Source organism: Microbacterium limosum (genome assembly GCF_036324365.1).
Lineage (GTDB): Bacteria > Actinomycetota > Actinomycetes > Actinomycetales > Microbacteriaceae > Microbacterium > Microbacterium limosum.
In genome coordinates this window covers 2,312,169-2,333,205 of record NZ_CP137080.1, presented here as the reverse complement: position 1 = coordinate 2,333,205, position 21,037 = coordinate 2,312,169, and the positions used below count along the sequence as shown (strand labels likewise).

General features: G+C 70.1%; 22 protein-coding genes. 12 read left to right on the top strand and 10 right to left on the bottom strand.

Annotated features, from left to right (window positions below; genetic code table 11):
• Nucleotides 1-8 precede the first annotated feature (8 nt).
• The gene (locus RYJ27_RS11270; RefSeq protein ID WP_330170396.1) at nt 9-551 is read right to left on the bottom strand and encodes a hypothetical protein; all 543 of its coding nucleotides are present in this window, start codon (nt 549-551) and stop codon (nt 9-11) included.
• A 631-nt stretch (nt 552-1,182) separates the two neighbouring features.
• Here RYJ27_RS11270 and RYJ27_RS11265 point away from each other — a divergent pair.
• The 3 genes from RYJ27_RS11265 to RYJ27_RS11255 all read left to right on the top strand — a co-directional run bounded on the left by RYJ27_RS11265 (nt 1,183) and on the right by RYJ27_RS11255 (nt 2,679).
• Entirely contained in the window at nt 1,183-1,584 is a 402-nt protein-coding gene (locus RYJ27_RS11265) for an ankyrin repeat domain-containing protein (RefSeq protein WP_330170395.1), read from the top strand.
• Between the two features lie 223 nt (nt 1,585-1,807).
• Nucleotides 1,808-2,362: a flavin reductase family protein gene (locus RYJ27_RS11260; protein WP_330170394.1), complete on the top strand. Its 555-nt coding sequence runs from the start codon at nt 1,808-1,810 to the stop codon at nt 2,360-2,362.
• A gap of 110 nt (nt 2,363-2,472) precedes the next feature.
• Nucleotides 2,473-2,679 carry a hypothetical protein gene (locus tag RYJ27_RS11255; RefSeq protein ID WP_330170393.1) on the top strand — a complete coding sequence of 69 codons (207 nt, stop codon included), beginning with the start codon at nt 2,473-2,475 and terminating at the stop codon, nt 2,677-2,679.
• A 165-nt stretch (nt 2,680-2,844) separates the two neighbouring features.
• On the opposite strand, the gene RYJ27_RS11250 is transcribed toward RYJ27_RS11255, so the two are convergent.
• From RYJ27_RS11250 to RYJ27_RS11240, 3 genes are all read right to left on the bottom strand, one after another.
• A complete protein-coding gene (locus RYJ27_RS11250; protein ID WP_330170392.1) occupies nt 2,845-3,120 on the bottom strand; it encodes a DAK2 domain-containing protein in 276 nt (91 codons plus the stop codon).
• Nucleotides 3,121-3,401: 281 nt separating this feature from the next.
• Nucleotides 3,402-4,856: a helix-turn-helix transcriptional regulator gene (locus RYJ27_RS11245; RefSeq protein ID WP_330170391.1), complete on the bottom strand. Its 1,455-nt coding sequence runs from the start codon at nt 4,854-4,856 to the stop codon at nt 3,402-3,404.
• 136 nt (nt 4,857-4,992) lie between these two features.
• Nucleotides 4,993-6,186 (bottom strand): MalY/PatB family protein, encoded by a 1,194-nt coding sequence (locus RYJ27_RS11240; RefSeq protein WP_330170390.1) that lies wholly within the window; start codon nt 6,184-6,186, stop codon nt 4,993-4,995.
• 173 nt (nt 6,187-6,359) lie between these two features.
• Between RYJ27_RS11240 and RYJ27_RS11235 the strand changes: the two genes are divergently transcribed.
• From RYJ27_RS11235 to RYJ27_RS11195, 9 genes are all read left to right on the top strand, one after another.
• A complete protein-coding gene (locus RYJ27_RS11235) occupies nt 6,360-7,214 on the top strand; it encodes an ABC transporter ATP-binding protein (RefSeq protein ID WP_330170389.1) in 855 nt (284 codons plus the stop codon).
• Nucleotides 7,211-7,969, top strand: coding sequence for an ABC transporter permease (locus RYJ27_RS11230; protein WP_330170388.1), 759 nt, complete (start codon nt 7,211-7,213; stop codon nt 7,967-7,969). The genes RYJ27_RS11235 and RYJ27_RS11230 overlap by 4 nt, the downstream gene beginning before the upstream one ends.
• Nucleotides 7,966-8,721, top strand: a complete 756-nt coding sequence (locus tag RYJ27_RS11225) for an ABC transporter permease (protein WP_330170387.1) — start codon at nt 7,966-7,968, stop codon at nt 8,719-8,721. The genes RYJ27_RS11230 and RYJ27_RS11225 overlap by 4 nt, the downstream gene beginning before the upstream one ends.
• 47 nt (nt 8,722-8,768) lie before the next feature.
• A complete protein-coding gene (locus RYJ27_RS11220) occupies nt 8,769-9,833 on the top strand; it encodes an ABC transporter substrate-binding protein (protein ID WP_330170386.1) in 1,065 nt (354 codons plus the stop codon).
• 70 nt (nt 9,834-9,903) lie between these two features.
• Nucleotides 9,904-10,917, top strand: coding sequence for an adenosine deaminase (gene add, locus RYJ27_RS11215; RefSeq protein ID WP_330170385.1), 1,014 nt, complete (start codon nt 9,904-9,906; stop codon nt 10,915-10,917).
• The gene (locus RYJ27_RS11210) at nt 10,914-12,305 is read left to right on the top strand and encodes an NtaA/DmoA family FMN-dependent monooxygenase (protein WP_330170384.1); all 1,392 of its coding nucleotides are present in this window, start codon (nt 10,914-10,916) and stop codon (nt 12,303-12,305) included. The genes add and RYJ27_RS11210 overlap by 4 nt, the downstream gene beginning before the upstream one ends.
• A gap of 46 nt (nt 12,306-12,351) precedes the next feature.
• Nucleotides 12,352-12,936, top strand: a complete 585-nt coding sequence (locus tag RYJ27_RS11205) for a TetR/AcrR family transcriptional regulator (protein ID WP_330170383.1) — start codon at nt 12,352-12,354, stop codon at nt 12,934-12,936.
• 68 nt (nt 12,937-13,004) lie between these two features.
• Nucleotides 13,005-14,378 (top strand): NtaA/DmoA family FMN-dependent monooxygenase, encoded by a 1,374-nt coding sequence (locus RYJ27_RS11200; RefSeq protein WP_330170382.1) that lies wholly within the window; start codon nt 13,005-13,007, stop codon nt 14,376-14,378.
• Complete coding sequence (locus tag RYJ27_RS11195) at nt 14,375-15,742, top strand: NtaA/DmoA family FMN-dependent monooxygenase (RefSeq protein ID WP_330170381.1); 1,368 nt, start codon at nt 14,375-14,377, stop codon at nt 15,740-15,742. The genes RYJ27_RS11200 and RYJ27_RS11195 overlap by 4 nt, the downstream gene beginning before the upstream one ends.
• Before the next feature lie 10 nt (nt 15,743-15,752).
• Here the strand turns inward: RYJ27_RS11195 and RYJ27_RS11190 are convergent, their stop codons facing one another.
• From RYJ27_RS11190 to RYJ27_RS11160, 6 genes are all read right to left on the bottom strand, one after another.
• A complete protein-coding gene (locus RYJ27_RS11190; protein ID WP_330170380.1) occupies nt 15,753-15,974 on the bottom strand; it encodes a helix-turn-helix domain-containing protein in 222 nt (73 codons plus the stop codon).
• A 208-nt stretch (nt 15,975-16,182) separates the two neighbouring features.
• Nucleotides 16,183-17,079, bottom strand: a complete 897-nt coding sequence (locus tag RYJ27_RS11180; RefSeq protein ID WP_330170379.1) for an NAD-dependent epimerase/dehydratase family protein — start codon at nt 17,077-17,079, stop codon at nt 16,183-16,185.
• Nucleotides 17,080-17,089: 10 nt separating this feature from the next.
• Nucleotides 17,090-18,205 carry a mandelate racemase/muconate lactonizing enzyme family protein gene (locus tag RYJ27_RS11175; protein ID WP_330170378.1) on the bottom strand — a complete coding sequence of 372 codons (1,116 nt, stop codon included), beginning with the start codon at nt 18,203-18,205 and terminating at the stop codon, nt 17,090-17,092.
• A 76-nt stretch (nt 18,206-18,281) separates the two neighbouring features.
• Nucleotides 18,282-19,430 (bottom strand): hypothetical protein, encoded by a 1,149-nt coding sequence (locus tag RYJ27_RS11170; RefSeq protein ID WP_330170377.1) that lies wholly within the window; start codon nt 19,428-19,430, stop codon nt 18,282-18,284.
• A 49-nt stretch (nt 19,431-19,479) separates the two neighbouring features.
• On the bottom strand, nt 19,480-20,268 hold the full coding sequence (locus RYJ27_RS11165; protein ID WP_330170376.1) for an ABC transporter permease: 789 nt from the start codon (nt 20,266-20,268) through the stop codon (nt 19,480-19,482).
• Nucleotides 20,265-21,002, bottom strand: a complete 738-nt coding sequence (locus RYJ27_RS11160) for an ABC transporter ATP-binding protein (RefSeq protein WP_330170375.1) — start codon at nt 21,000-21,002, stop codon at nt 20,265-20,267. The genes RYJ27_RS11165 and RYJ27_RS11160 overlap by 4 nt, the downstream gene beginning before the upstream one ends.
• Nucleotides 21,003-21,037 lie beyond the last annotated feature (35 nt).

Genomic DNA, 21,037 nt, shown 5'->3' with positions numbered 1-21,037 from the left:
AGCCGGTGTCAGGCCGCGTGCTGGCGCTGACGGCGGACGGTCGTGGCGACGACGATCGCGCCACCGGCGAGCAGCAGGGCACCGCCGCCGACCCAGAGGCCGAGCATGAGCGCGCTGTCGGTGCCGGTGTCGGGCAGGGCGTCGCCGCCCGAGCCGCCGGCGGCGGCCGCTGCGGTGATCGTGATGTTGGGCGTGGAGACGTTGCCGTCGGTCGCCGTGAGCGTGTAGGTGCCCGTCGCCTGCGGGTGCAGGGTCACCTGCACCGACGCGGACCCGTCCGCGTTGGCGGGCTTCGTGTAGCTCTTCGTCTCGATCGCGGTCTTGACGATCGACGCGAGGGTAACCCCGCTCGCGCCTTCACCCGTGATCGTGAAGGTGACGGTGGCGCCCGGGTCGAAGACTCCGGCGGCGAAGCTGAACGTGCCGGTACCGCCGGGTGCGACGGTCGACGGGCCGCTGATGCTGCCGCTCGGGACGTAGGCGCTGGCAGCAGCAGGGGCGCCCAGCGCGAGGGCACCGGCCAGGGCGAATGCGGCGGCTGCCTTCTTCATCGTGAGCTTCATGTTGTGTATTCCCTTGGTCTGCGTATGTGGTCACCGTGATGTATGCACTGAGACCAAGAAGCCCCCACTTCGACGGTCTCGGGGAAACATGAAGCCCAGCCGGCCAAGACCCCCAGCGGATCAGCCCCCCTCCGGGTTCCAGTATTCAGCAAGCTTGCAGGATATGCCAACCCCGGATGTTTCATCTGCGTGAAGAGACGCTGAACGCGTGCGTACTGCGGAATGAGCGCCGGGAGGGCGAGTTCAGCTTCGCAGATCCCGCTCCGCGTGCTCGGGCGAGCAGTACACCGCTCTGGCGGACAGGCGGTAGGCCGCCCCCGGGCTCAGCGTGCTGCCGCATTCGGCGCAGCGTTCCTGCCCCGTCCCCCACAGCATCCGCGGCACGAACGGCCGTCGCGAGGGCTCGAACGGCGGCGCCGAGCGTCGTGTCGCCTCTGGCGCGCTCCTCCGCGCGCGCTCCGCATGCACCGTGAATCCGACCATGGCGTTCCCCAACCCCAGATTTCATCCACATCATCGTGGATGCCGGGGACGATACTCCGCGGGCCCCCTGCGCACAACGCGGTCGGCGATCGGGCGCCGGGATGCACCGCACGCGGCGGGGCGCCAGAATGGCACGATGAGCGACGGCAACCCCGGGGCGCACCTGAGCGCTGAGGTCATCGACGGCACGTTCGCACTTGCGCGCGAAGGACGTACCGGCCCGCTGGCCGAGATGATCGACGCCGGTGTGCCCGTGAACACGCGCAACGCGCGGGGGGACACGCTGCTCATCGTCGCCACGTACGCCGAGCACAGCGAGACGGTCGCCGATCTCCTTCGGCGCGGAGCGGATGTGAACGCGGTCAACCAGGCGGGTCAGACGGCGATCGCGTGCGCCGTGTTCCGCCGCGATGTCGATACGCTGCGCGCCCTCCTCGGAGCCGGAGGCGATCCGGATCTCAGCGTGCCGACGGCCGCGCAGATCGCCGACCAGTTCGGGATGCCTGAGATGAAGACGGTGCTCGACGAGGCGCGGTGACCGCGCAACACTCCCGTTACCTCGGGGTCACGGTGGCGTAATCGCTCGCGGACATACTGGCGGGGCAGCGTGAGCCGCTGTGGACCCATCCGAGACACAAGACCTCGGGGGCATCTTTCCCACCGGTGCGTACCGGCAGATGCGGCTCGGCTGTCCTCCGTCGGTGCGATCCCCACCGGATCGCCTGGTCGCCCCGTGCGCCATCCGTCGAAGGAGTCTGCCCATGAGCTTCGTTTCCGATCTCGTCGAGCACCCCGCACAGACCGTGCCGCCGTCTCGATCCCTGACAGCCGTAAGCGACGAGCCCGCGCATGTGCGGGGGGCGTTCGGACGCTTCCCCTCCGGCGTCGCGGCGATCTGCGCCGTGGTCGACGGGTCCCCAGTCGGCATGGTCGCGTCGTCGTTCTCGGTGGGCGTGTCCTACAGCCCCGCGATGGTCATGTTCTCGGTGCAGAACGCCTCCACCACCTGGCCCGTGCTCGAGGGCGCGGGCCGGCTGGGGGTGTCGATCCTCGGCGGGGATCACGCCGACGCCTGCCTCCAGCTCGCCTCCCGCAGCCGCGACCGGTTCGCCGGGCTGTCCACGACGGCGACGGATGCCGGGGCTCTCTTCGTCGACGGCTCCACGATGTGGCTCGACTGCGAGGTGCTCTCGACCACCCCGGCGGGCGACCACCGCATCGTCGTGATGCAGGTGCATGGCCTGAGCGTGGACCACGACGCCCATCCCCTCGTCTATCAGCAGCAGCGCTTCCACCGGCTGAGCGGCCTGGGGTGAGCCGCACCCGCTGCGCGGTGTAGCGCATCCGGGTGGCATCCGCCAGCCCCCGCGGCGCCGGGCGCCCGCCACCTAGCGTGGTCGGACCGCCTCAGGAAGGACACTCCGTCATGAAGAAGGCATTCATCCTCGCCGCGCTCACGGTCATCGTGATCGCCTCGTTCCTCGCCGGTTCCCGTCAGGGACGTGCGCAGTACGACGCCGTCCGCGACGCCGCCGGGTCGGTGTGGAACGACCGCACGGTGAAGAAGATCCGCAAGCGTGCGAGCAAGAAGTTCCGGCGCGCCGTCAAGCGGGCGCAGAAGCAGCTCGGCTGATCCGTTCACGGCGGGTGGTGCGATCGCGGCGTCATATCCGCTTGAATAGGACTGACATCACGAAAGGCCGAGGCTCTTGGGGGAGCAGGCTTCGACTCGTGCCGGTCACGTGCGGGGGCTGTCGATTCGGGTGGTATCGGGCCGGCAGCCCCCACCCCCGCGGGATCAGATGATAGGAGCCGTCGCGCCCGCGAGACGGTCCGCCTGATCGAGCGCGGTGGCGCCGTCGGCGCCCGCGCAGACGGCCGACGCGAGCGCCCAGTCGGCCGGGAGGTGCGCGTCCAGGAGCCTATTCTGGCCGAGCGTAGCGCCCGTGCGCCGGGCGACCGTCGCACTCGCCGTCCGCACCGCGGCCGCCAGCTGGGAGAGAGTGAGGTCGTCGTCTCCGCGGCAGCCCCGCGAGATCCCGTGGAAGACCATTCCCGGAAGCGCGCCGCCCATGCTGTCCACCTCGAGGAAGCCGCGGGGGAAGCGGTTCGGGTCCGCGGCTGCTCGAGGTGGCCCCCTCGAGACGCGCTCTTGGGGAACGAGCGTCTCGAGGGGGCCCGAGCGCGAGGACCCGCCGTGCACCGGGCATTGGGGACTGCGTCGGCACCCGTCGCTGGGGACGACGGTGGCGGGCGATAGACCTCGCACCCCCACGGTAGACGGAGCGGCCGGCGCAGCCGACGAAAAACCGCTGCCTCACCCGACCTTCACCCCGGTGAGCGGGCCCGATCCGCTCAGAGGTCGCCGCGGCGGTGTGCATGGGCAAGGGCCTCGGCCGCGGACGACGCGCCGAGCTTGCGGTAGAGCAGACGGAGCCTGGTCTTGACGGTGTTCACCGAGACGAAGAGAGCCGCAGCGATCTCGGCGCGGGTGGCCCCGGTCTCGAGCAGCGTGAGAAGCGCACGCTCTCCGGGAGTGACGGCGCCCGGGTTCGATTCGCCCGGCGACTCGACTGTGGGCGACGACGCCCGGTCATCCAGCGCCGCCGCGACGTCGGCGGGCAGGAGGCCGAACTCGCTGGGGCTGAGGGGCATGGACTGCGAACAGAGCGCCCCGAGATGGTGGTCTGCCGCGTCCGAGTCCTTCGTGCGGAGCGCGCACGCCGCGAGGATGCCGAGGGCGGTGAGGCGTATACGCCGCATCCCGGTCGCGCGTCGGAGGAGTTCCTCGGCGGAGTCTCGTGCGCGGCCGAGCTCGCCGGTGTCGAGGAGCAGCAGGGTCCGCGCCGACCGGGTTTCCCCGCAGCGCGGATCCGCGCGGCCGAGAGCCCGCGCGGCGCCGAGCAGGTCTCCTCGCGCGCGGGCGATGCCGGCTCTCAGGAGCGGCACCACCGACCCCGGGAGCCCGTCGCTGGTGTCCACTCCGGGCCAGCCGGCCCGTTCGATGCTCTCGAGCGTCGCCTCGACATCCACGAAGTGTCCCTGCTCCAGATGCGGCTGCGTGTAGACGAGGGCGGCGAAGGGCCAGAGCTCCCGGAGATCCGACAGGGGCATCGACGGGGAGGTGCGGCGGTCGATGTCGCCGGCCTCGAGCGCGGAGAGGCACAGGGACTTCGCCGCGGCGATCTCCGCCTCGACCCAGGACCCGGTGACGGGGACCTGATCGAGCGTCTTCAGTTCGCCGAGCGCCACCGCGCGGTTGCCGACCACGGCGTGCAGCAGGGCGGAGAGGGCGTGGGCGTGCCGGTGGATGATGCGCAGCTCCGGCGCGACGTGCCACATGCGTGCGCGAGTGAGATGGGCCTGTGCATCGACGAGGTCGCCGGCGAACATAGCCGTGCTGCCGCGGAGCAGGGCGAGGAAGGGATGCCACCCGTCCGAGTCGTCGACGGTGGCGGAGGCGCGCTGCACCGCGACGTGTTCGCGGAGGATCTCCAGCGCTTTCCCGGGCCTGCCGCGGGCGCGCTCGCGTACGGCGCAGGCGATCTTCTCGTCCCTCGGGAGGATGCCGTCGGTGTCACCGGGATCGGGGACCCCGGTGAGGGCCAGGAGGACATGGCGTGTCGACCGGCCCAGAGCGTCGGTGGGGACGCTGCGTGCGAGCGAGGCCCTCAGCCGGTGGGGGTCGGTGCCGTAGTAGAGGGCGAGGGCCGTCCGGGGCCGGGGAGAGGGCGGTGCGAGCGCGGGAACGGCTCCTCCCGCGGCGTCGTCATCGTGGGGGATGGGGGGCGACTTCGACGGCGTGGTCATCGGCCTCCTGAAAGATGAGCCCGTTCTCATCCGATTAGGGCTCCATGCGCTCGGGTGTGCAGCGCAAGTCTCTCCCAATCCGCGGATTTCGGTCAATCCGCGGCCGCATGACCTCTATGTGGAAATGAGACGCTTCTCATCCCTCGGCCGCGGGGATCGGCCTCGACGACAGGGCTTCGAGGGCGGCGCCGATGCGGGCGACGGCCTCGCGCAGGAGCGGGCGCGGCATCGCGAACACGAAGCGGCAGTGACCGGCTGCCGCTTCGCCGCAGGCGGCCCCGTCGGTCATCGCCACCCTCGCGTGCTCCCGGAACCACGCGCCGAGATCTCCCTCGAGCCCATAGGCGCGGAAGTCGATGAGGGCGATGTACGTGCCCTCGGGCACCGTCACGCGGGCGAGGGGCGCCGCCGCGGCGAGGTCGGCCACGAGTGTCCGGCGGTTCTCGTCCAGATAGGCGGTGACCTCCTCCAGCCATCCCCGGCCGTGCTCGTAGGCGGCGATGTTCGCGATCACCCCGAGGGTCGAGGTGCCGACGCCGGCCCGCATCCCGAGCTTCTCCCACGCCGCGGCATCCTCGTCGTTGGAGAGGATGAGCTGTGCGCACTTGAGTCCAGCGAGGTTCCAGGCCTTGGATGCCGATGCCGCCGTGATCGTGTGGCCCGCCGCCGCCGGCGACACCGAGGCGTAGGGGATGTGGCGCGCCGGAGCGTAGACGAGCGGTGCGTGGATCTCGTCGGAGAACACCCGTCCGCCCTTCGCCTCCACCAGCGCCGCGACGGCCTCGAGCTCGGCGCGGGTGAACACCGTGCCGAGGGGGTTGTGCGGGTTGCACAGGACGAGCATGCCGGCGCCGTCGTCGAACGCGCGTCCGATCGCGTCGAGATCCATCCCCATGCGGCCGTCGACCAGCACGCCGGGGATCTGGATGACCTCCCGGCCCCGCAGCTGCGGCACGAAGAGGAAGGGCATGTAGGCGGGCGTCGGAACGATGACGGGGGACCCCGCCGGTGTGAACTTCTCGATGGCCAGCTCGAACGCGGCGATGACGTCGGGGATGTGGTGGACGCGCTCCGGCGGGACATCCCATCCGTACGACGTCGAATACCACCGGGATGCCGCGGTCGCCAGCTGCGCTCCCCGCTTCGGCGTGAGGTAGCCGGTCTCGCCGCGGTCGACGGCCTCCTTGAGGGCGTCGGCGACGGCGGGTGCGACGCCGAAGTCCATCTCCGCGACGAACGCGCCGATGGTGTCGGGGAACATCGTCCACTTCAGGCTCCCCGCCTCGCGCAGGTCGGCCTCGGTGATCCGGGAGAAGTCAGCTCTTGCCATTGCTCCATCCTGCCGCGCCGTGCGGGGGGCTCAGAACGTAACAAGGTGCGCACGATCGCGTCACGCGACCGAAACAGGAGATTCCTACGGTTGAACTAACCAATTCACTCGGGCGGAGCAGCAAGCGCCTCGGGTGCCTCGATCAGGAACGCCCGACCGAACGGAGCCCTCCGATGGCGTCTGCTGCAACTCTCACCGCACCCACCGCTCTGCCGGCGCGAAGCGGGATCCCGGCCCCGGACGATGCGGAGCCCCGTCCGGCCGTCGCCATCCGAGGAGCCGACAAGTCCTTCGCGCTCGGGCGCGGCAAGACCCTGCAGGCGCTCGCGAACGTCGACATCGAGATCGCAGAGGCCGAGTTCGTCGCGATCATCGGGCCGTCCGGGTGCGGGAAGTCCACCGTCCTCCGGCTCGCCGCGGGGCTGGATGAGGCGACCAGCGGGAGCGTCGACGTCTTCGGTGCCGACCCGCGTCAGCTCGCCCGCCAGCACCGTCTGGGCGTGGCCTTCCAGGAGCACGCGCTGCTCCCGTGGGCGTCGGTCCGGCAGAACATCGCGCTGCCGTTCAAGGTCGCCGGCCGCCGGGTCGACGACGAGCGGGTGGACGGGCTGATCGAGCTCGTCGGCCTCTCCGGGTTCGAGAAGGCACGGCCCAAGCAGCTCTCGGGGGGCATGCGGCAGCGCGTGTCCATCGCCCGCGCCCTCGCACTCAGCCCCGATCTGCTGCTGCTGGATGAGCCCTTCGGCGCGCTCGATGCGGTGACGAGGCGTCGCATGAACGCCGAGCTGGCCCGCATCTGGGGCGAGGAGAAGATCACCACGATCCTCGTGACGCACGATGTCGACGAGGCGCTCATCCTCGCCGATCGGATCATCGTCATGACGGGCCGTCCCGGGCACGTGCGGGAGGTCAAGAAGGTGGACTTCCCGCGTCCGCGCGATGCCGAGACGACCCGCTCGCCGGAGTTCCACGCGCTCGTGGACGAGCTCACCTCTCTGCTGGATCACGCCGAGGGCGCCGCGGCGTGAGGCCGACCGCCCGCGCCTCGATGAAGGTCATGTACGGGGTGGTCGGCAGCGTGCTGCTGATCCTCGCCGCCGAGGTCATCGGGCAGTTCGAGCTCGCAGGCAGGGCATGGCCGCCCCTGACCGACGTCGCGCAGTACGTCGCGACTCCGGCCGGGGCCAGCCTCGTCTGGCGCAACAGCCTCGTCACGCTGGCCGCCGCGGCGGAGGGGTTCGCCCTGGGGGTCGTGGTCGCGGTGCTCGGCGCGGCTCTCGCCCTCGTGATCCCCCTGCTGCGGCCGGGCTTCGATCGGTTCGCGGCGATCCTCCACGCCGTTCCGACGATCGCTCTCGCGCCCCTCCTCATCACGACCGTGGGGCGCGAGGACACCCCGATGGTCATCGCCGCCCTCAGTGTCGGCTTCGTCATGTTCGTCACGATGACGTCGGGCTTCGCGCACACCAGCACGGCGCACGAGGACGTCTTCACCGTCCTCGGCTCGGGGCGGATGCGGCGCCTGACACGGCTCCAGCTCCCGCGAGCGGTGCCGGCCTTCTTCGACGGGTTGACGCTCAGCGCTCCCGCGGCCGTGCTCGGGGCGACGATCGGCGAATGGTTCGGGGCTCCGATGGGGCTGGGGCTGGTCCTGGTCAGCGCCATGCAGAACTACCAGATGGCCCTGCTGTGGGCGGCCGCTCTCGCCGCGACGATCATGTCGCTCGCGGCGTACCTCGTCTTCGTCCAGCTCCAACGACTCGCCCTCCGGAGGTTCGCATGAGCAGGCTCCGCACCCTCGCCATGGGCCTCGTGCACCTCTGGCCGATCGCCCTCATCATCGTGGCCTGGGACCTGTGGATCGTGCTCAACGGGTACACCTCGACGGTCGCGCCGCGGCCGTGGTTCGTCATCGCCGATGTCGCTGTCGGGTTCGGCGACTACGTGCCCTCCGTGCTGTACACGCTCGGCGTGTCGCTCGGGGGTCTCGTCGGCGGCACGGCGATCGGCTTCGTCGCCGGCATCGCGGTCTGGTGGTCGGCGGCGCTGTCGGGCGTCGTGACGCCCGCTGCCCTCGTCATCCGTTCGGTCCCGATCACGGCGATGATCCCGATCATCGCGCGGATCGTGGGGTACGGAGATGCCGCGGTGATCACCTCCACCGCCCTCATCTGCTTCTTCCCCGCCTTCGTCTTCACGCTCTCCGGCCTGGCCTCAATCCCCGACAGCGGTCGCGACCTCTTCCGGGTCATGGGAGCCGGCAAGGCGCAGGTGCTCACGCGCCTGGGCGTCCTGCACGCTCTGCCCAACCTCATGATCTCGGTGCGCATCACCGCTCCCAGCGCGGTGCTCGCGGCCATGCTCGCGGAGTTCCTCATGGGCACCAATGGTCTCGGTGCGCTCTTCTCGGAATCCCGCAGCTATATGGACATGGAACGCGCGTGGGGCACCGCCCTCGTCGCGACCGTGGCCTCCGTCCTCGTCTTCGTCGGAGCGCGCGCACTGGAGCGCCGTGTCGACGCTCGCGTCACCTGATCCGCCGCTCCATCTCGCCCGCTCCACCCACCACACCAAGGAGTCCCATGCCCCCCATCAGCTCCCGACGCCGCTCCCGGCTCGTCGCCGCGTCGTCCCTCGCCCTCGTCACCTCCCTTGCTCTGGCCGGCTGCGCCGGCTCGGCGGGCGATTCGGCTTCCTCGGAGGTCTCGGAGGACCTCACGACCATCCGCGTCTCGCTCGGCTGGATCAAGAACGTCGAGTGGGCGGGATTCTGGATCGCCGACGCCAACGGGTACTACGCCGAGGAGGGGCTGGACATCGAGTGGATCGGCGGCGGTCCGAACGCCCCGACGACGATGGCGACGGTCGCCGCCGGTGATGCCGACCTCGGCATCGTGCCCAGCACGCAGCAGTGGCTGCAGACCTTCGCCGACGGCAACGACTGGACGGCGCTCGGCGCGCTGTTCCAGGAGAGCCCCGGCGCGCTCGTCTCCCTCGCCGAGGATCCGGTCTACTCCGCCGAGGACCTCGTCGGCAAGACGGTGCTCGGGCAGGAGGGCACGCAGATCAACTACGACGCGGCGTTCGCGCTCGCGGGGCTCGAGCCCGACTACGACTTCATCCCGGTCGGATTCGACATCGCCCCCCTCGTGGAGGGTCAGGGCGTCGCCTACACGGCGTACGCGACGAACCAGCCGATCATGCTCGAGGAGCAGTACGGGATGTCGCCCGACGACTACGTCGTCACCCTCTACGCCGAGCTCGGCATGCCCCTCTACGGCAACGTCGTCTACGGCGACTCGGCCTACGTCGAGGAGAACGGCGATCTCATGGAGGCGTTCCTGCGGGCGTCGATCCGCGGGTGGGAGGAGAACGGCGAGGACTTCGCGGTGGGCGCTCAGCTCTCCGTCGACGAGTTCGGCGCCGACCTCGGCCTCGATCTCGTGCAGCAGACGCGGGAGAACGAGCTGCAGCAGCCCCTCGTCGTCGGCGAGTACGGCGACCCCCTGTTCTGGATGGACCCCGAGCTGATGCGGGAGGTCATGTACCCCGGTCTCGAAGCCGCCGGGTACACCGATCTGCCGGATCCCGCGGACTACATCGACCTCAGCTACCTGGAGGCGGCGCACGCCAGCCTGCAGGAGTGATCCGGGTGGGGCCGGAGTCCATCCCTGCGGCCCCACCCCCCGCCAACCCCCGAGCGCCAGAAAGACACCGATGACCCTCAGCGACACCCTTCCCTCCTCGTCCACGACGCGCGACCTGCGGGCGCTTCCCAAGGGGCACCTGCACCTGCACATGGAGGCCGCGATGCGCCCGGCCACCCTGGTCGCGCTCTCCGAGAGGCTCGGCATCGAGCCCGCGCCGACGAACGGCTTCCAGGGGTTCACCGCGTTCAGCGCGACCTATCGGGGGCTCCTGGCGGCGATGGATCACGACGACCACCTCGGCATCCTGATGGATCAGATCTTCGAGGACCAGGCCGAGGAGGGCGTCGCGTACCTGGAGCTGGGGGTCAGTCCCCGGTTCTACGCCGAGCGCTACGGCTCGCTCGACGCGGCGCTCGCCGAGATGCTGGACCTCGCCCGCGCCGCCTCCGCCGCGCACGGCGTGGCCTTCGGGTTCATGCCCACGATCGATCGCACCGCCGGCCTCGACAATGCCATCGAGGTCGCCCGCTCGGCGGCGCGCTTCGCCGGCGAGGGGGTCGTCTCCCTCGGGCTCGCGGCGGACGAGCGCGGATTCCCGTGCGCCGACTTCGGCGAGCCGTTCGCGATCGCCCGCGCCGCGGGGCTGCAGTCCACGCCGCACGCGGGGGAGCTCGTCGGGCCGCAGTCGGTGCGGGAGGCGTTGGATGTGCTCCGCGCCGACCGCATCCTTCACGGCGTACGCTCGGTCGAAGACCCCGAGCTCGTCGCCGAGCTGGCCGAGCGCGGCATCCCGCTCGATGTGTGTCCCACGTCCAACGTCCTCCTGGAGGTCGTCGCCGAGATCGGGGAGCATCCTCTGACCCGCCTGCTGGATGCCGGGGTGCGCTGCTCGATCAACGCCGACGACCCGATCCTGTTCGGGCCCGACATCCTCTCCGAGTACGAACTGTGCCGCACCAGCCTCGGCCTGAGCGACGAGCAGCTCGCCGCGTGCGCGTGGACGTCGATCGAGACCACGCTCGCGCCGGCGGACGTCAAGGCCACGGCCAAGGCGAGGATCGACGAGTGGCTGGCGGCATGAGCAAGACACTCCACTTCGGTGTCTTCGAGGTCATGGGTCCCCAGGTGGGCGGCACGTACAGCTGGGCGCACCCGCGCAGCGAAGGCCTGTCGTATCTCGACCCCGCGTACTGGATCCGGATGGCGAGGATCCTCGAAGACTCCGGATTCGACTTCCTCTTCTTCGCGGGCGGGTACGGGTACCCGCTCATCGACGGCGACCTTCCGCGGGTCGCGGTGGAGAAGGGCATCAACTTCCCCGGCGCCGACCCCGACTACCTGATCCCGATCCTCGCCCAGCACACCGACCGGCTGGGATTCGTCGTGACGCAGTCGACGGGCGTGGACCACCCCGTGCAGCTCGCACGCCGCTTCGCCACGCTCGACCACCTCACTCGCGGGCGCATCGGGTGGAACATCGTCACGGGGGCGTCGCAGAACGCCGTGGCCGACGTCTTCGGTCACCAAAGCATGGTGCCCCACGACACGCGCTACGAGATGGCCGCCGAGTACGTCGAGCTCGCGTCGCGATTCTGGGAGACGGCGTGGGATGACGACGCCTTCGTCGGCGATGCGGCATCCGGCGTCTTCGCACGGCGCGACGGCGTGCACCGCGTGAGCTTCGAGGGCGAGCACTACCGCTCCCGCGGCTACTTCGGGGCGCCTCCCTCGCCCCAGCGAACCCCCGTGCTCTTCCAGGCGGGGACCTCGCCGGCCGGCCGCGCGTTCGCCGCGGGCAACGCGGAATGCGTCTTCGTGCAGGCGACGACTCCCGCCCGCACCGCGGCGGCGGTGGCGGACATCCGCCGGCTGGCGGGCGAGGCGGGCCGCGACCCGCAGGGGGTGAAGCTCATGGCGGGCCTGACGGTGTTCGTGGGGGAGAGCGAGGCGGACGCCCGTCGGTACGAGGCGGAGTTCGACGCGATGCAGACCGACGAGATTGTCGCCTCCCTGTACGCGGGCAACACCGGCATCGACCTCCTGGCGCTGGATCCCGATCGGACGCTGCAGCAGATCATGGATGCCGGCGGCCCGGTCGGCCAGATGGGCACGAGCAACATCGAGCGGTTCCTGGGCGAGGACGCGCCGACCGTGCGCGAGATCCTGGACCAGCTGCGGGGCCGGGGAACCCGCGGCTTCCGGATCGTGGGCGACCCCGTGCAGATCGCCGATCAGATCGAGGCGCTCATCGCGACCACCGACCTGGACGGCTTCCTCATCGAGCCGGTGTTCGAGCCGAACGACCTCGAGGACTTCGGTCGTCTCGTCATGCCTCTCCTGCGTGAGCGCGGCCGGCTGCGGGACGGCGCGCCGGGGAACTCCCTGCGTGCCCGCCTGACGGAGACTCCCGGCAACGACCGCCTCGGCGCGGCGCATCCCGTGCTGGCGCCGGCGGTGGCGGCCCGCTGATTTCCGCGACGTCCTCGGCCCGATCGCGCGCCATACAATGAGCGTCGTGGACGGCACACCGGAGCGCCAGCGGCTGCTGGGTCTCGTCGTCGACCTGATCCTGCGCGACGGCGTCATCGACCTCAGCCTCAGCGCGATCGCGCGGGCCATCGGCTCGAACAACCGGATGCTGCTGTACTACTTCGGCTCGAAGCAGGAGCTGATCGGGGAGGCCGCGCTCGTGGCGTTCGACCGGTTTCCGCGCCTGCGCGACATGTTCGACCGACTCCGCGACGCGGGCGACCTCGAAGAGCGTCTGATCGCGGCGTGGGACGACCTCGCCGACCCCGAGAGCCGCCCCTACGTGCGGCTGTTCTTCCAGCGGTTCGGCATCGCCATGCGCGACCCCGACGAGTGGGGCGATTTCATCGAGCGCGTGGGTCGTGAATGGGTGGAGGAGGTGGATGCCGTGCTGCGCGCCGAGGGCTTCGACGGGGGCGACGCGCGGGCCGCCGCCACGCAGATCATCGCCCTGTTCCGCGGGCTGCAGTTCCTCCTGCTGTCGGGGGTGCCGGCCGATCAGCTGCGCGACGCGTATCGCCTCGGCATCCGCCCCGTCCTCGAACGTGCGCCAGGCTTCTCGCGGCGGTGACACCCTCGTAACAAACCCCTCGTACAGTCTGAACTGTTCAGTTCACTTACAGTGCAGGGGGTGGCCGGATGACGGCTCCGTGGAAGATCGGGATGTTCCAGTGCGCGGGCCTGATGGGGGCGTGGAAGCTCCCCGAGAACACCGCGACGGACTTCCTCGACCTGGGACACTGGCTCACCATGGCCCGCCGCTGCGAGGAGGCCGGCGTAGACTTCCTCTTCTTCGCCGACGACTACGGCTACCCCGTCGTGGGTGAGGGGATCCCCGCCACGGCGCTGCGCGGCGGGGTGCAGTTCCCCAAGGCCGATCCGACGATGATCCTCCCGGCTCTCGCGGCCGTGACCGAACGCCTGGGGCTCGTGACGACCCTCTCGACGACGGTCGAGAAGCCGCCGATGGTGGCGCGCAAGATGGCGACGCTCGACCACATGACGAACGGCCGGATCGGCTGGAACATCGTCACGGGAGCGGGGCAGAACGCCTCCGCGCGCCTGTTCGGGCTGCCCATGACCGAACACGACAAGCGGTATGAGATCGCCGCCGACCACGTCGACCTGTCGCTGAAGCTCTGGGAGGGATGCTGGGACGAGGGCGGCCTCGTCGTCGACCGGGAGGCGGGCGTCTACGCCGACCCCGATCGCGTGCGCGAGATCTCGCACGACGGGCCGCACTTCTCCTCGCGCGGCATCCTCACGGTGCCGCCCGGCCCGCAGCGCACCCCCATGCTCTTCCAGGCCGGGGCCTCCGCCCCCGGGCGCGACCTGGCCGCGCGCTACGCCGAGGCCGTCTTCCTCGCCGCGGAGGTGCCGGCGCTCGCGGCGCAGATCGCCGACATCCGGCGGCGCGCCGAGGAGTACGGGCGGGATCCCCGGTCGATCCGGTGCCTGATCGCAGGCACCTTCGTCGTCGCAGGGACGGATGCCGAGGCCCGCGCCCTGCGCGACCGCTCGACCGGCACGCGATCGCTCGATGACGCCGCGGCATCCTATGCCTTCTTCACGGGGCTCGACCTCTCCGCGATGGACCCCGACAAGCCCTTGGACGTCGACGCCGCCCTCACGCAGACGGGCCGCACGAACGTCGAGCGGTTCCTCGGTCCGGACGCTCCCACCGTGCGGGAGATCCTCGAGGAGTTCCAGCGCAACAGCGTGATGGGGGCGCCGTTCATCGGTGACGCGAGCCAGGTCGTCGATCAGGCGCAGGCGGCGATCGAGGCGACGGATGCCGACGGCTTCCTCGTGCAGCCCGACCACACGGGCACCTTCGACAGCTTCCTCGACCTCGTCATGCCGGAGCTGCGCGCACGCGACCTCGTGGAGACGGACCGGCACCCCATGACCCTGCGCGAACGGCTGTCCGGAAGCGGGTCGCCGTACCTGGCCCCCGAGCATCCCGGTGCCGCGTATCGACGCGACCTTTCGGAGCGGAGCGTGTTCGCATGACCAAGAAGCTGGCGATCGGGATGTTCCAGAACGGGCGCGCCCGCGGCACGTGGAAGATCCCCGGGCGGGAGCACGAGCCCAACTTCACCGACCTCGACTACTGGATCGATCTGGCACGGAAGTGCGAGGCGGCGGGGGCCGACTTCCTCTTCCTGGCCGATTCGTACGGCTACCCCACTCTGGGCGGGACGGTGGTGCCGACGGCGGTCGAGCGCGACGTGCAGTTCTCGACCGTCGACTCGCAGATGCTCATGTCGGCGCTCGCCGCCGCGACCTCCACGCTCGGACTCGTCACGACGGTCTCGACCATGGCGGAGAAGCCCCCCATCGTCGCCCGCCAGTACCGCACGCTCGACCACCTCTCGAAGGGTCGCATCGGCTGGAACATCGTCACGGGGTCGGCGCAGGCGGGCTCCGCGCTGCTCTTCGGCGAACCACTCATGCCGCACGACGACCGGTACGCGCTCGCGGACGACCACGTGCAGCTTTCGCTGAAGCTCTGGGAGGGGTGCTGGGCCGACGACGCCTTCGTGCGGGATGCGGCGACCGCGGTGTGGGCCGACCCCGAGCGGGTGCGGGAGGTCGTGCACGACGGACCCTTCTTCTCGTCGCGGGGCGTGCTCGTGACGCCCCCCTCGCCTCAGGTGACACCGACGCTGTTCCAGGCCGGGGCGTCGAGCGCGGGCCGCGAGCTCGCCGCGACGTACGCCGAGGCCGTCTTCCTCGCCGCCGAGTCGAAGGCGCTCGCCGAGCAGATCGGCGACATCCGCCGCCGATCCGAGGCGAAGGGGCGCGGGCGCGACGCCGTGAAGTGCCTGATCGCGGGGACCTTCCGCGTCGCCGACACCGAGGAGGAGGCGATCGCGGCCCACGAGGCGCAGATCGCCGAGATCTCCCTCGAGTTCGCCGCGACGACCTACGCCTACTTCACGGGCATCGACCTGCTCTCGCTCGATCTCGACAAGCCGATGCCGGCGAGCGCCGCGGACACCGACAACGGCCGCACCAACGTGGAACGATTCCTCGGGCCCGACGCGCCCACGGTGCGCGAGATCCTGGAGGAGTTCCGTGCGAACGGCGTCATGGGCAAGCCGTTCCTCGGCACCGTCGAGCAGGCGGTCGACCAGGCGCTCGCGCTCATCGAGGAGACGGATGCCGACGGCTTCCTGGTGCAGCCCGATCCCGACGGCGGGCACGACCTGTTCTTCGAGAAGGTGATGCCGGAGTTGCGGCGGCGAGGCGTGATCAAGGACGACCTGCCGGGCGGCACGCTGCGGGAGCACCTCTTCGGCGAGGGGCAGGCGCGCCTGCCGGACACCCACCCCGGGGCGGCGTTCCGGCAGGAGGCGCGCACGTTCGCGTGAGCCTCGCGAATCACATCCCGCCCGGCGCGGGTGCCTCCCACCGCAGGAGGTCGCCCGGCTGGCAGTCCAGTGCTTCGCACAGCGCGTCGAGGGTCGAGAAGCGCACCGCTCGCGCGCGGCCGTTCTTGAGGACTGCGAGGTTGGCGGGAGTGACCCCCACGAGGTCGGCGAGCGTGCCGACAGACATCTTGCGGCGCGCGAGCATCACGTCGATGTCCACGACGATCGGCATCAGATCACCTCGTCGAGCTCGGAGCGGAGGGCGCGAGCCTCGGCTTCGCGATCGATCGCCTGCGTGAGCAGCGTCCGCATCACCGCGACCAGCATCGCCATGCCGGGATGGGTCAATGCTGTGTCGCGGCGAACAGGACAGCGGGATAGGTGCTGAGGAAGGCGGACACGAAGTTTTTGAGGCCCATGACGAACGCGATGCCGATGATCTAGCCGCGGAGCGGTTCGCCGCGCTCGTCGAGGTGGTCGCGCCAGGACCGAGTGGGGGCCCAGCCGAAGAGGCGGTGCGCCTTCGACGAGTCGATGCCGCTGGCATCCGCCCGTGACACCGTGCGTCTCTCCACCTCGGGGTGCAGGCGCTCGACCTCGGCGAGCAGGTCGCGGCCGCCGATGTTGTCGGCTGCCGCGGCGTACACGACCTCGTGGCCTGGCGTCGGGGTCTCGACGCACGCGACGACCAGGTCGGCCAGGTCGCGCACGTCGATGTAGGCCCAGAACACGGCGCTCGGAAGGTCGGGATCGGCGAAGAACGGCCGGAGGTTCGATGCGTAGGACTCGGGGGTGAGCACCCACGTCGGGCGTATCGACACCGCGGTCGCGTCGGTGCGCGCGACGAGCGCGTCGCACAGCATCTCCGTCACGCGCTTGGACATGCCGTAGGCGTCGTGCGCGAGGTCGGGGTGCGTCTCGTCGATGGGGCAGAAGGCGCCCACGAACGGTCGGAGCGCCCACGTCATGCCCGATACCGAGTCGCTCGACAGATTGATCAGCCGCGGGATGCCGCGGGCCGCCACCGCCTCCACGACGTTGAACGTCGACGACACGTTCGTGAGGAACACGGCATGCGCGACGTTCTTCGTCGGCTCCGGGATGCCCGCCGTGTGCACGACGACGTCGACGTCACGGATCACGGCGAACGCGTCACCCGCATCCGTCAGGTCGGCCTGGACGTAAGGGACCGGGTCCGACTCGTCCACGTCGTAGACGGGGCGGCCGAGATCGGTTCCCCGCACGTCGTGGCCGGCGGCGCGCAGTGCCAGCACGGCGGCGCGACCGACCTTGCCGCGGCATCCGGTGACGAGGATCCTCTGGGGCGACGACGTCATCTCATCATCCTCACGCGTCGGCGAACGCTCGTCGGCCCGCCTCGATCACGTCGAGATCGAGCTGCAGGCCGAGGCCGGGGCCCCGGGGCACCGAGATCCGGCCGTCGACGATCGACGCGACATCGAATCCGCAGCCCGGCGCCACTCGATCGAGCATGGGGGAGAGGTGGAAGGGGTACTCGATCAGGTCGACGCCGGGGACGCTCGCCGCGACGAGGGCGTTCGCTGCGAGGGTCACGGGGCTGCCGTGGAGGTGCATCACGACGCGGGCACCGCGGCCCTGCGCCGTCAGGGCCATCTGTCGGGCGTCCTCGACGCCGCCGCAGATCGAGGCGTCGGGCTGGATGACCGAGACCGCGGCCGCATCGAGGGTGTCGAGCATGTGCTCGGAGCTGAAGAGGTGCTCGCCATAGGCGAGAGGCACGGGGGATGCCGCGGCGATGCGCGAGATCGCGCCCATGCGCGTCGCCGGCACGGGCTCCTCAAACCAGCTGATGTTCAGATCCGCGAGTCGGTGCGCCATCTCGATCGCCTCGGCGACCGAGAAGAGTTCGCTGCCGTCGACCATCAGGTCGATCTGGGGGAGCAGCTGCCTCAGATCCCCGAGGACGCGCATGGCCGTGCGCCAATCGGGGCCGATTCTCATCTTCACGCTGTCCACCCCCCGATCCAGCAGCGGACCGAGCAGCTCGACGTGCGCGTCTGCGCTGCGCGACTCGAGGAAGTGACTGTTGCCCGCGTAGACGCGCAGAGTGTCGGTGCGGCGGCCGATCTCGGCGGAGACCGAGCGCCCCTCGCTGCGCCCCAGCGCGTCTCGCAGGGCGATATCCACCGCGCTGAGGGACTGGGCGGCGGAGTGGCTGAACCCCAGGGTCCGGGCGACGGCACCGCGGGTCTTCCGCAGCGCATCGAGAGCGTCCCTGGCGGGCAGTCCCGTGACGGCCGGCGCCCAGACGTCCTCCACGAAACGGGCGAGCACGGTGGGGTACGAGATGCCGAAGCTGTCGCAGCTCTCGCCCCAGCCCACGGCGCCGTCGGCGGTCTCGACGCGCACGAGGAAGAGCGTCATCGCGGCGTAGTCGGTCTCGAGTCGGAGGGGGTGGGCGGTGACGGAGGCGATGGTCATGGGTACTGCTTTCCGTGTGGTGAGGGGTCGGTCGAGGGGGCGGGCGGCGGCTCGCGTCGTTGCCCGCCCCGCGTGATCACCGGCCGTAGCTGATGCTCGAGTCGAGGAACTCGTTCGTGTAGATGTCTTCGGCGGTCAGGCCCTCGGCGACCTCGACACCGGAGTCGGCGTAGATGTCGGCCAAGAGGGCCGTCATCCGCTCCATCCGCTCCGCGTCGAAGGAGCCGAACACGCCATCGGTGCCGTCGGCGACGATTCCCTCGTCCTGCATGACGCGGTGGATCTCGGCGCCGAGCTCGGGCGTGACCTGGAAGAACTGGTCGATCTCGACGAGATAGTCGGAGATCGCCTGGTTGACCGGCTCGGGGTCGTCCATGTAGTCGATCTGCGCCTGCTGCATGGCGGGCACCAGCTGGGCGAGGCAGTCCGACTGAGCTTCGACGACCTCGGGCTTGCCCGACCACGCGGCCGGGTAGATGTCGTACCCGGAGTCGGCGATGAGGAAGGAGTCGACATCGCGACCGTAGTCGGGGAAGTCCACCTTCAGGCGGTACGGCTCCTGCGTGATGTAGCCCTGCATGACGACGGGCTCGTCGGCGACGAGGCGCGTGACCGATCCGTCGAAGGAGCCATCGACCTGGTCGGCGCGCACGTCGCCCTGGGCGATGAGGTAGTCCATGTAGGTCGCGCCCTGGAAGTACAGCACCGTCGCATCGCTCTCGCCGATGTCCGAGATCTCGTCGAAGGAGTAGCGCTCCGGATCCCACAGGAGGATCTGAGGGTTGACCTGCAGCGGCGTGTACACGGCCTTCGTCGGCTGGTCGGCCGAGAGCTTGACCGACTCGTCGGTGTCGATCATCGCGAGCATGATCGAGTCGTCGGAGTACAGCAGCGCGGTGGACTGCTGGAAACCGATGAAGGGTCCGCCCGAGCGAACCTCGATCGTGATCGAGGGGTCGGCGATCGCGGGACCGGAGTAGATCCCCGCATCGGGGTCGGTCGTCGCCTCGGCCGGATCGATCAGGGCGTAGGCGGCGGAGTGCTCGGGCTCGGGGAACCAGTTGGTCTGCAGGACGACCGTGGCGGGGCAGGCGCTCAGCGCGCCCTCGCCGCCGGCTGCCACGGCGTTCTCGGCGGTCGTCTCCGATCCGGCGCAGCCGGCGAGGCCGAGTGTGACGGCGATGCCGGCTCCGAGGGCCGCGAGGAGGGGGCGTGATCTGTTCATGGTGTGCTCCAGGTGTCGGGTGATTCGGGCGGGGCGGTGTAGGAGGAGGTCATCGGCGGTCGGGCTGGTACCACTTGCCCACGACGAGGCGGGAGAGGAGCCCGAACAGCCAGAAGGCGGCGAGCCCGAGCAGCGAGGCGAGGATGATGGCGCCGTAGAGCATCTCGCCGTTGAGGAGGTTGCGGTACGTGTCGATCGCGAGCCCGATCCCCGACTCGCCCTTGCGGAAGAAGAAGTCGGCGACGATTGCGCCGACCACCGCCATGCCCGCCGAGATCCGCAGGCCGGTGAAGAGCGCGGGCAGCGCAGCGGGGAACTGCAGTCGCGTCATGACCGTCCAGCGACTGGCCTTCTTCAGCCGGAAGAGGTCTTTCATCTGAGGGCTGGCGGAGTGCAGACCGAACAGGGTGTTCGTGATGATCGGGAAGATCGAGATGAGGATGACGACCAGGATGCGGCTGCCGAAGCCGTAGCCGAGCGCGAACGCGATGAGGGGCACCAGTGCGAGGATCGGCACGCTCTGAAGGGCGACCGCGTAGGGGTAGAGCGTCGTCTCGACCCATTTCGACTGACTCATCAGGACGGCGGTCAGGATGCCGATGGCCGCCGCGATCGCGAGACCCGACATCGCGACGAGCGCGGAGGTGCCGAGCTGGCGGAGCAGGTCGAGCAGGTTCTCGGGATCGAGGAACGCCACGACGACGATCTCGTGCGGCATCGGGAGGATGAACCGCTTGGAGGGGGTGAGGAGGAAAGCGCTCGTGATGTACCAGAGCGCCAGGACGGCTGCGGCGAAACCGACCGGCATGAGGATGGAGATCCAGGTGCGGCGCGTCATGCCATCGCCCCCTTCAGCAGGTCGGAGATGTCGGAGGAGAGGCGGGCGAACTCGGGCGAGTACCGCGTGTGCTCGTCGCGGTGGTCGCCGAAGGGAACGGCGAACTCGCCGATGATCCGGCCGGGCGCGGCGCCCATCACCACGACCCGCGTGGCCATGTAGACGGCTTCGGCGATCGAGTGGGTGACGAAGACGCCCGTGAACCGCTCCTCGCGCCACAGGGAGCGGACATCGTCGTTGAGCTTCTCCCGGGTGAACTCGTCGAGCGCTCCGAAGGGCTCGTCGAAGAGGAAGAGCGAGGGGTTGTTCACGAGCGAGCGCGCGAGCGACGCGCGCATGCGCATGCCTCCCGATAGCTGGTGCGGGAGGTGCTCCGCGAAGGACGCGAGCCCGACGAGCTCGAGGGAGGTGGAGACGCGCCGCTCGATCTCGGCGCGGGGAAGCCGCTCGAGTTCGCCGAAGAGGGCGACGTTGCGTGCCACCGTGAGCCACGGGAGGAGCGTCGCGTCCTGGAAGACGTATCCGACGTTCTGGGTGCCGACGACCGTGCGACCGGAGGACGCGCTGTCGAGTCCCGATGCTAGGCGGAGGAGCGTGGACTTCCCGCATCCCGACGGGCCCAGGAGCGCGACGAACTCGCCGGGGCTGATCGTGAGATCGACGTGGTCGAGCGCGACGGTCCCGTTCGGGAACCGCATGCCGACATCGTCGAACTCCAGTGTGGCGCCGGACATCGTTCCTCCCGAGCTAAATATTGACTAGATCAATA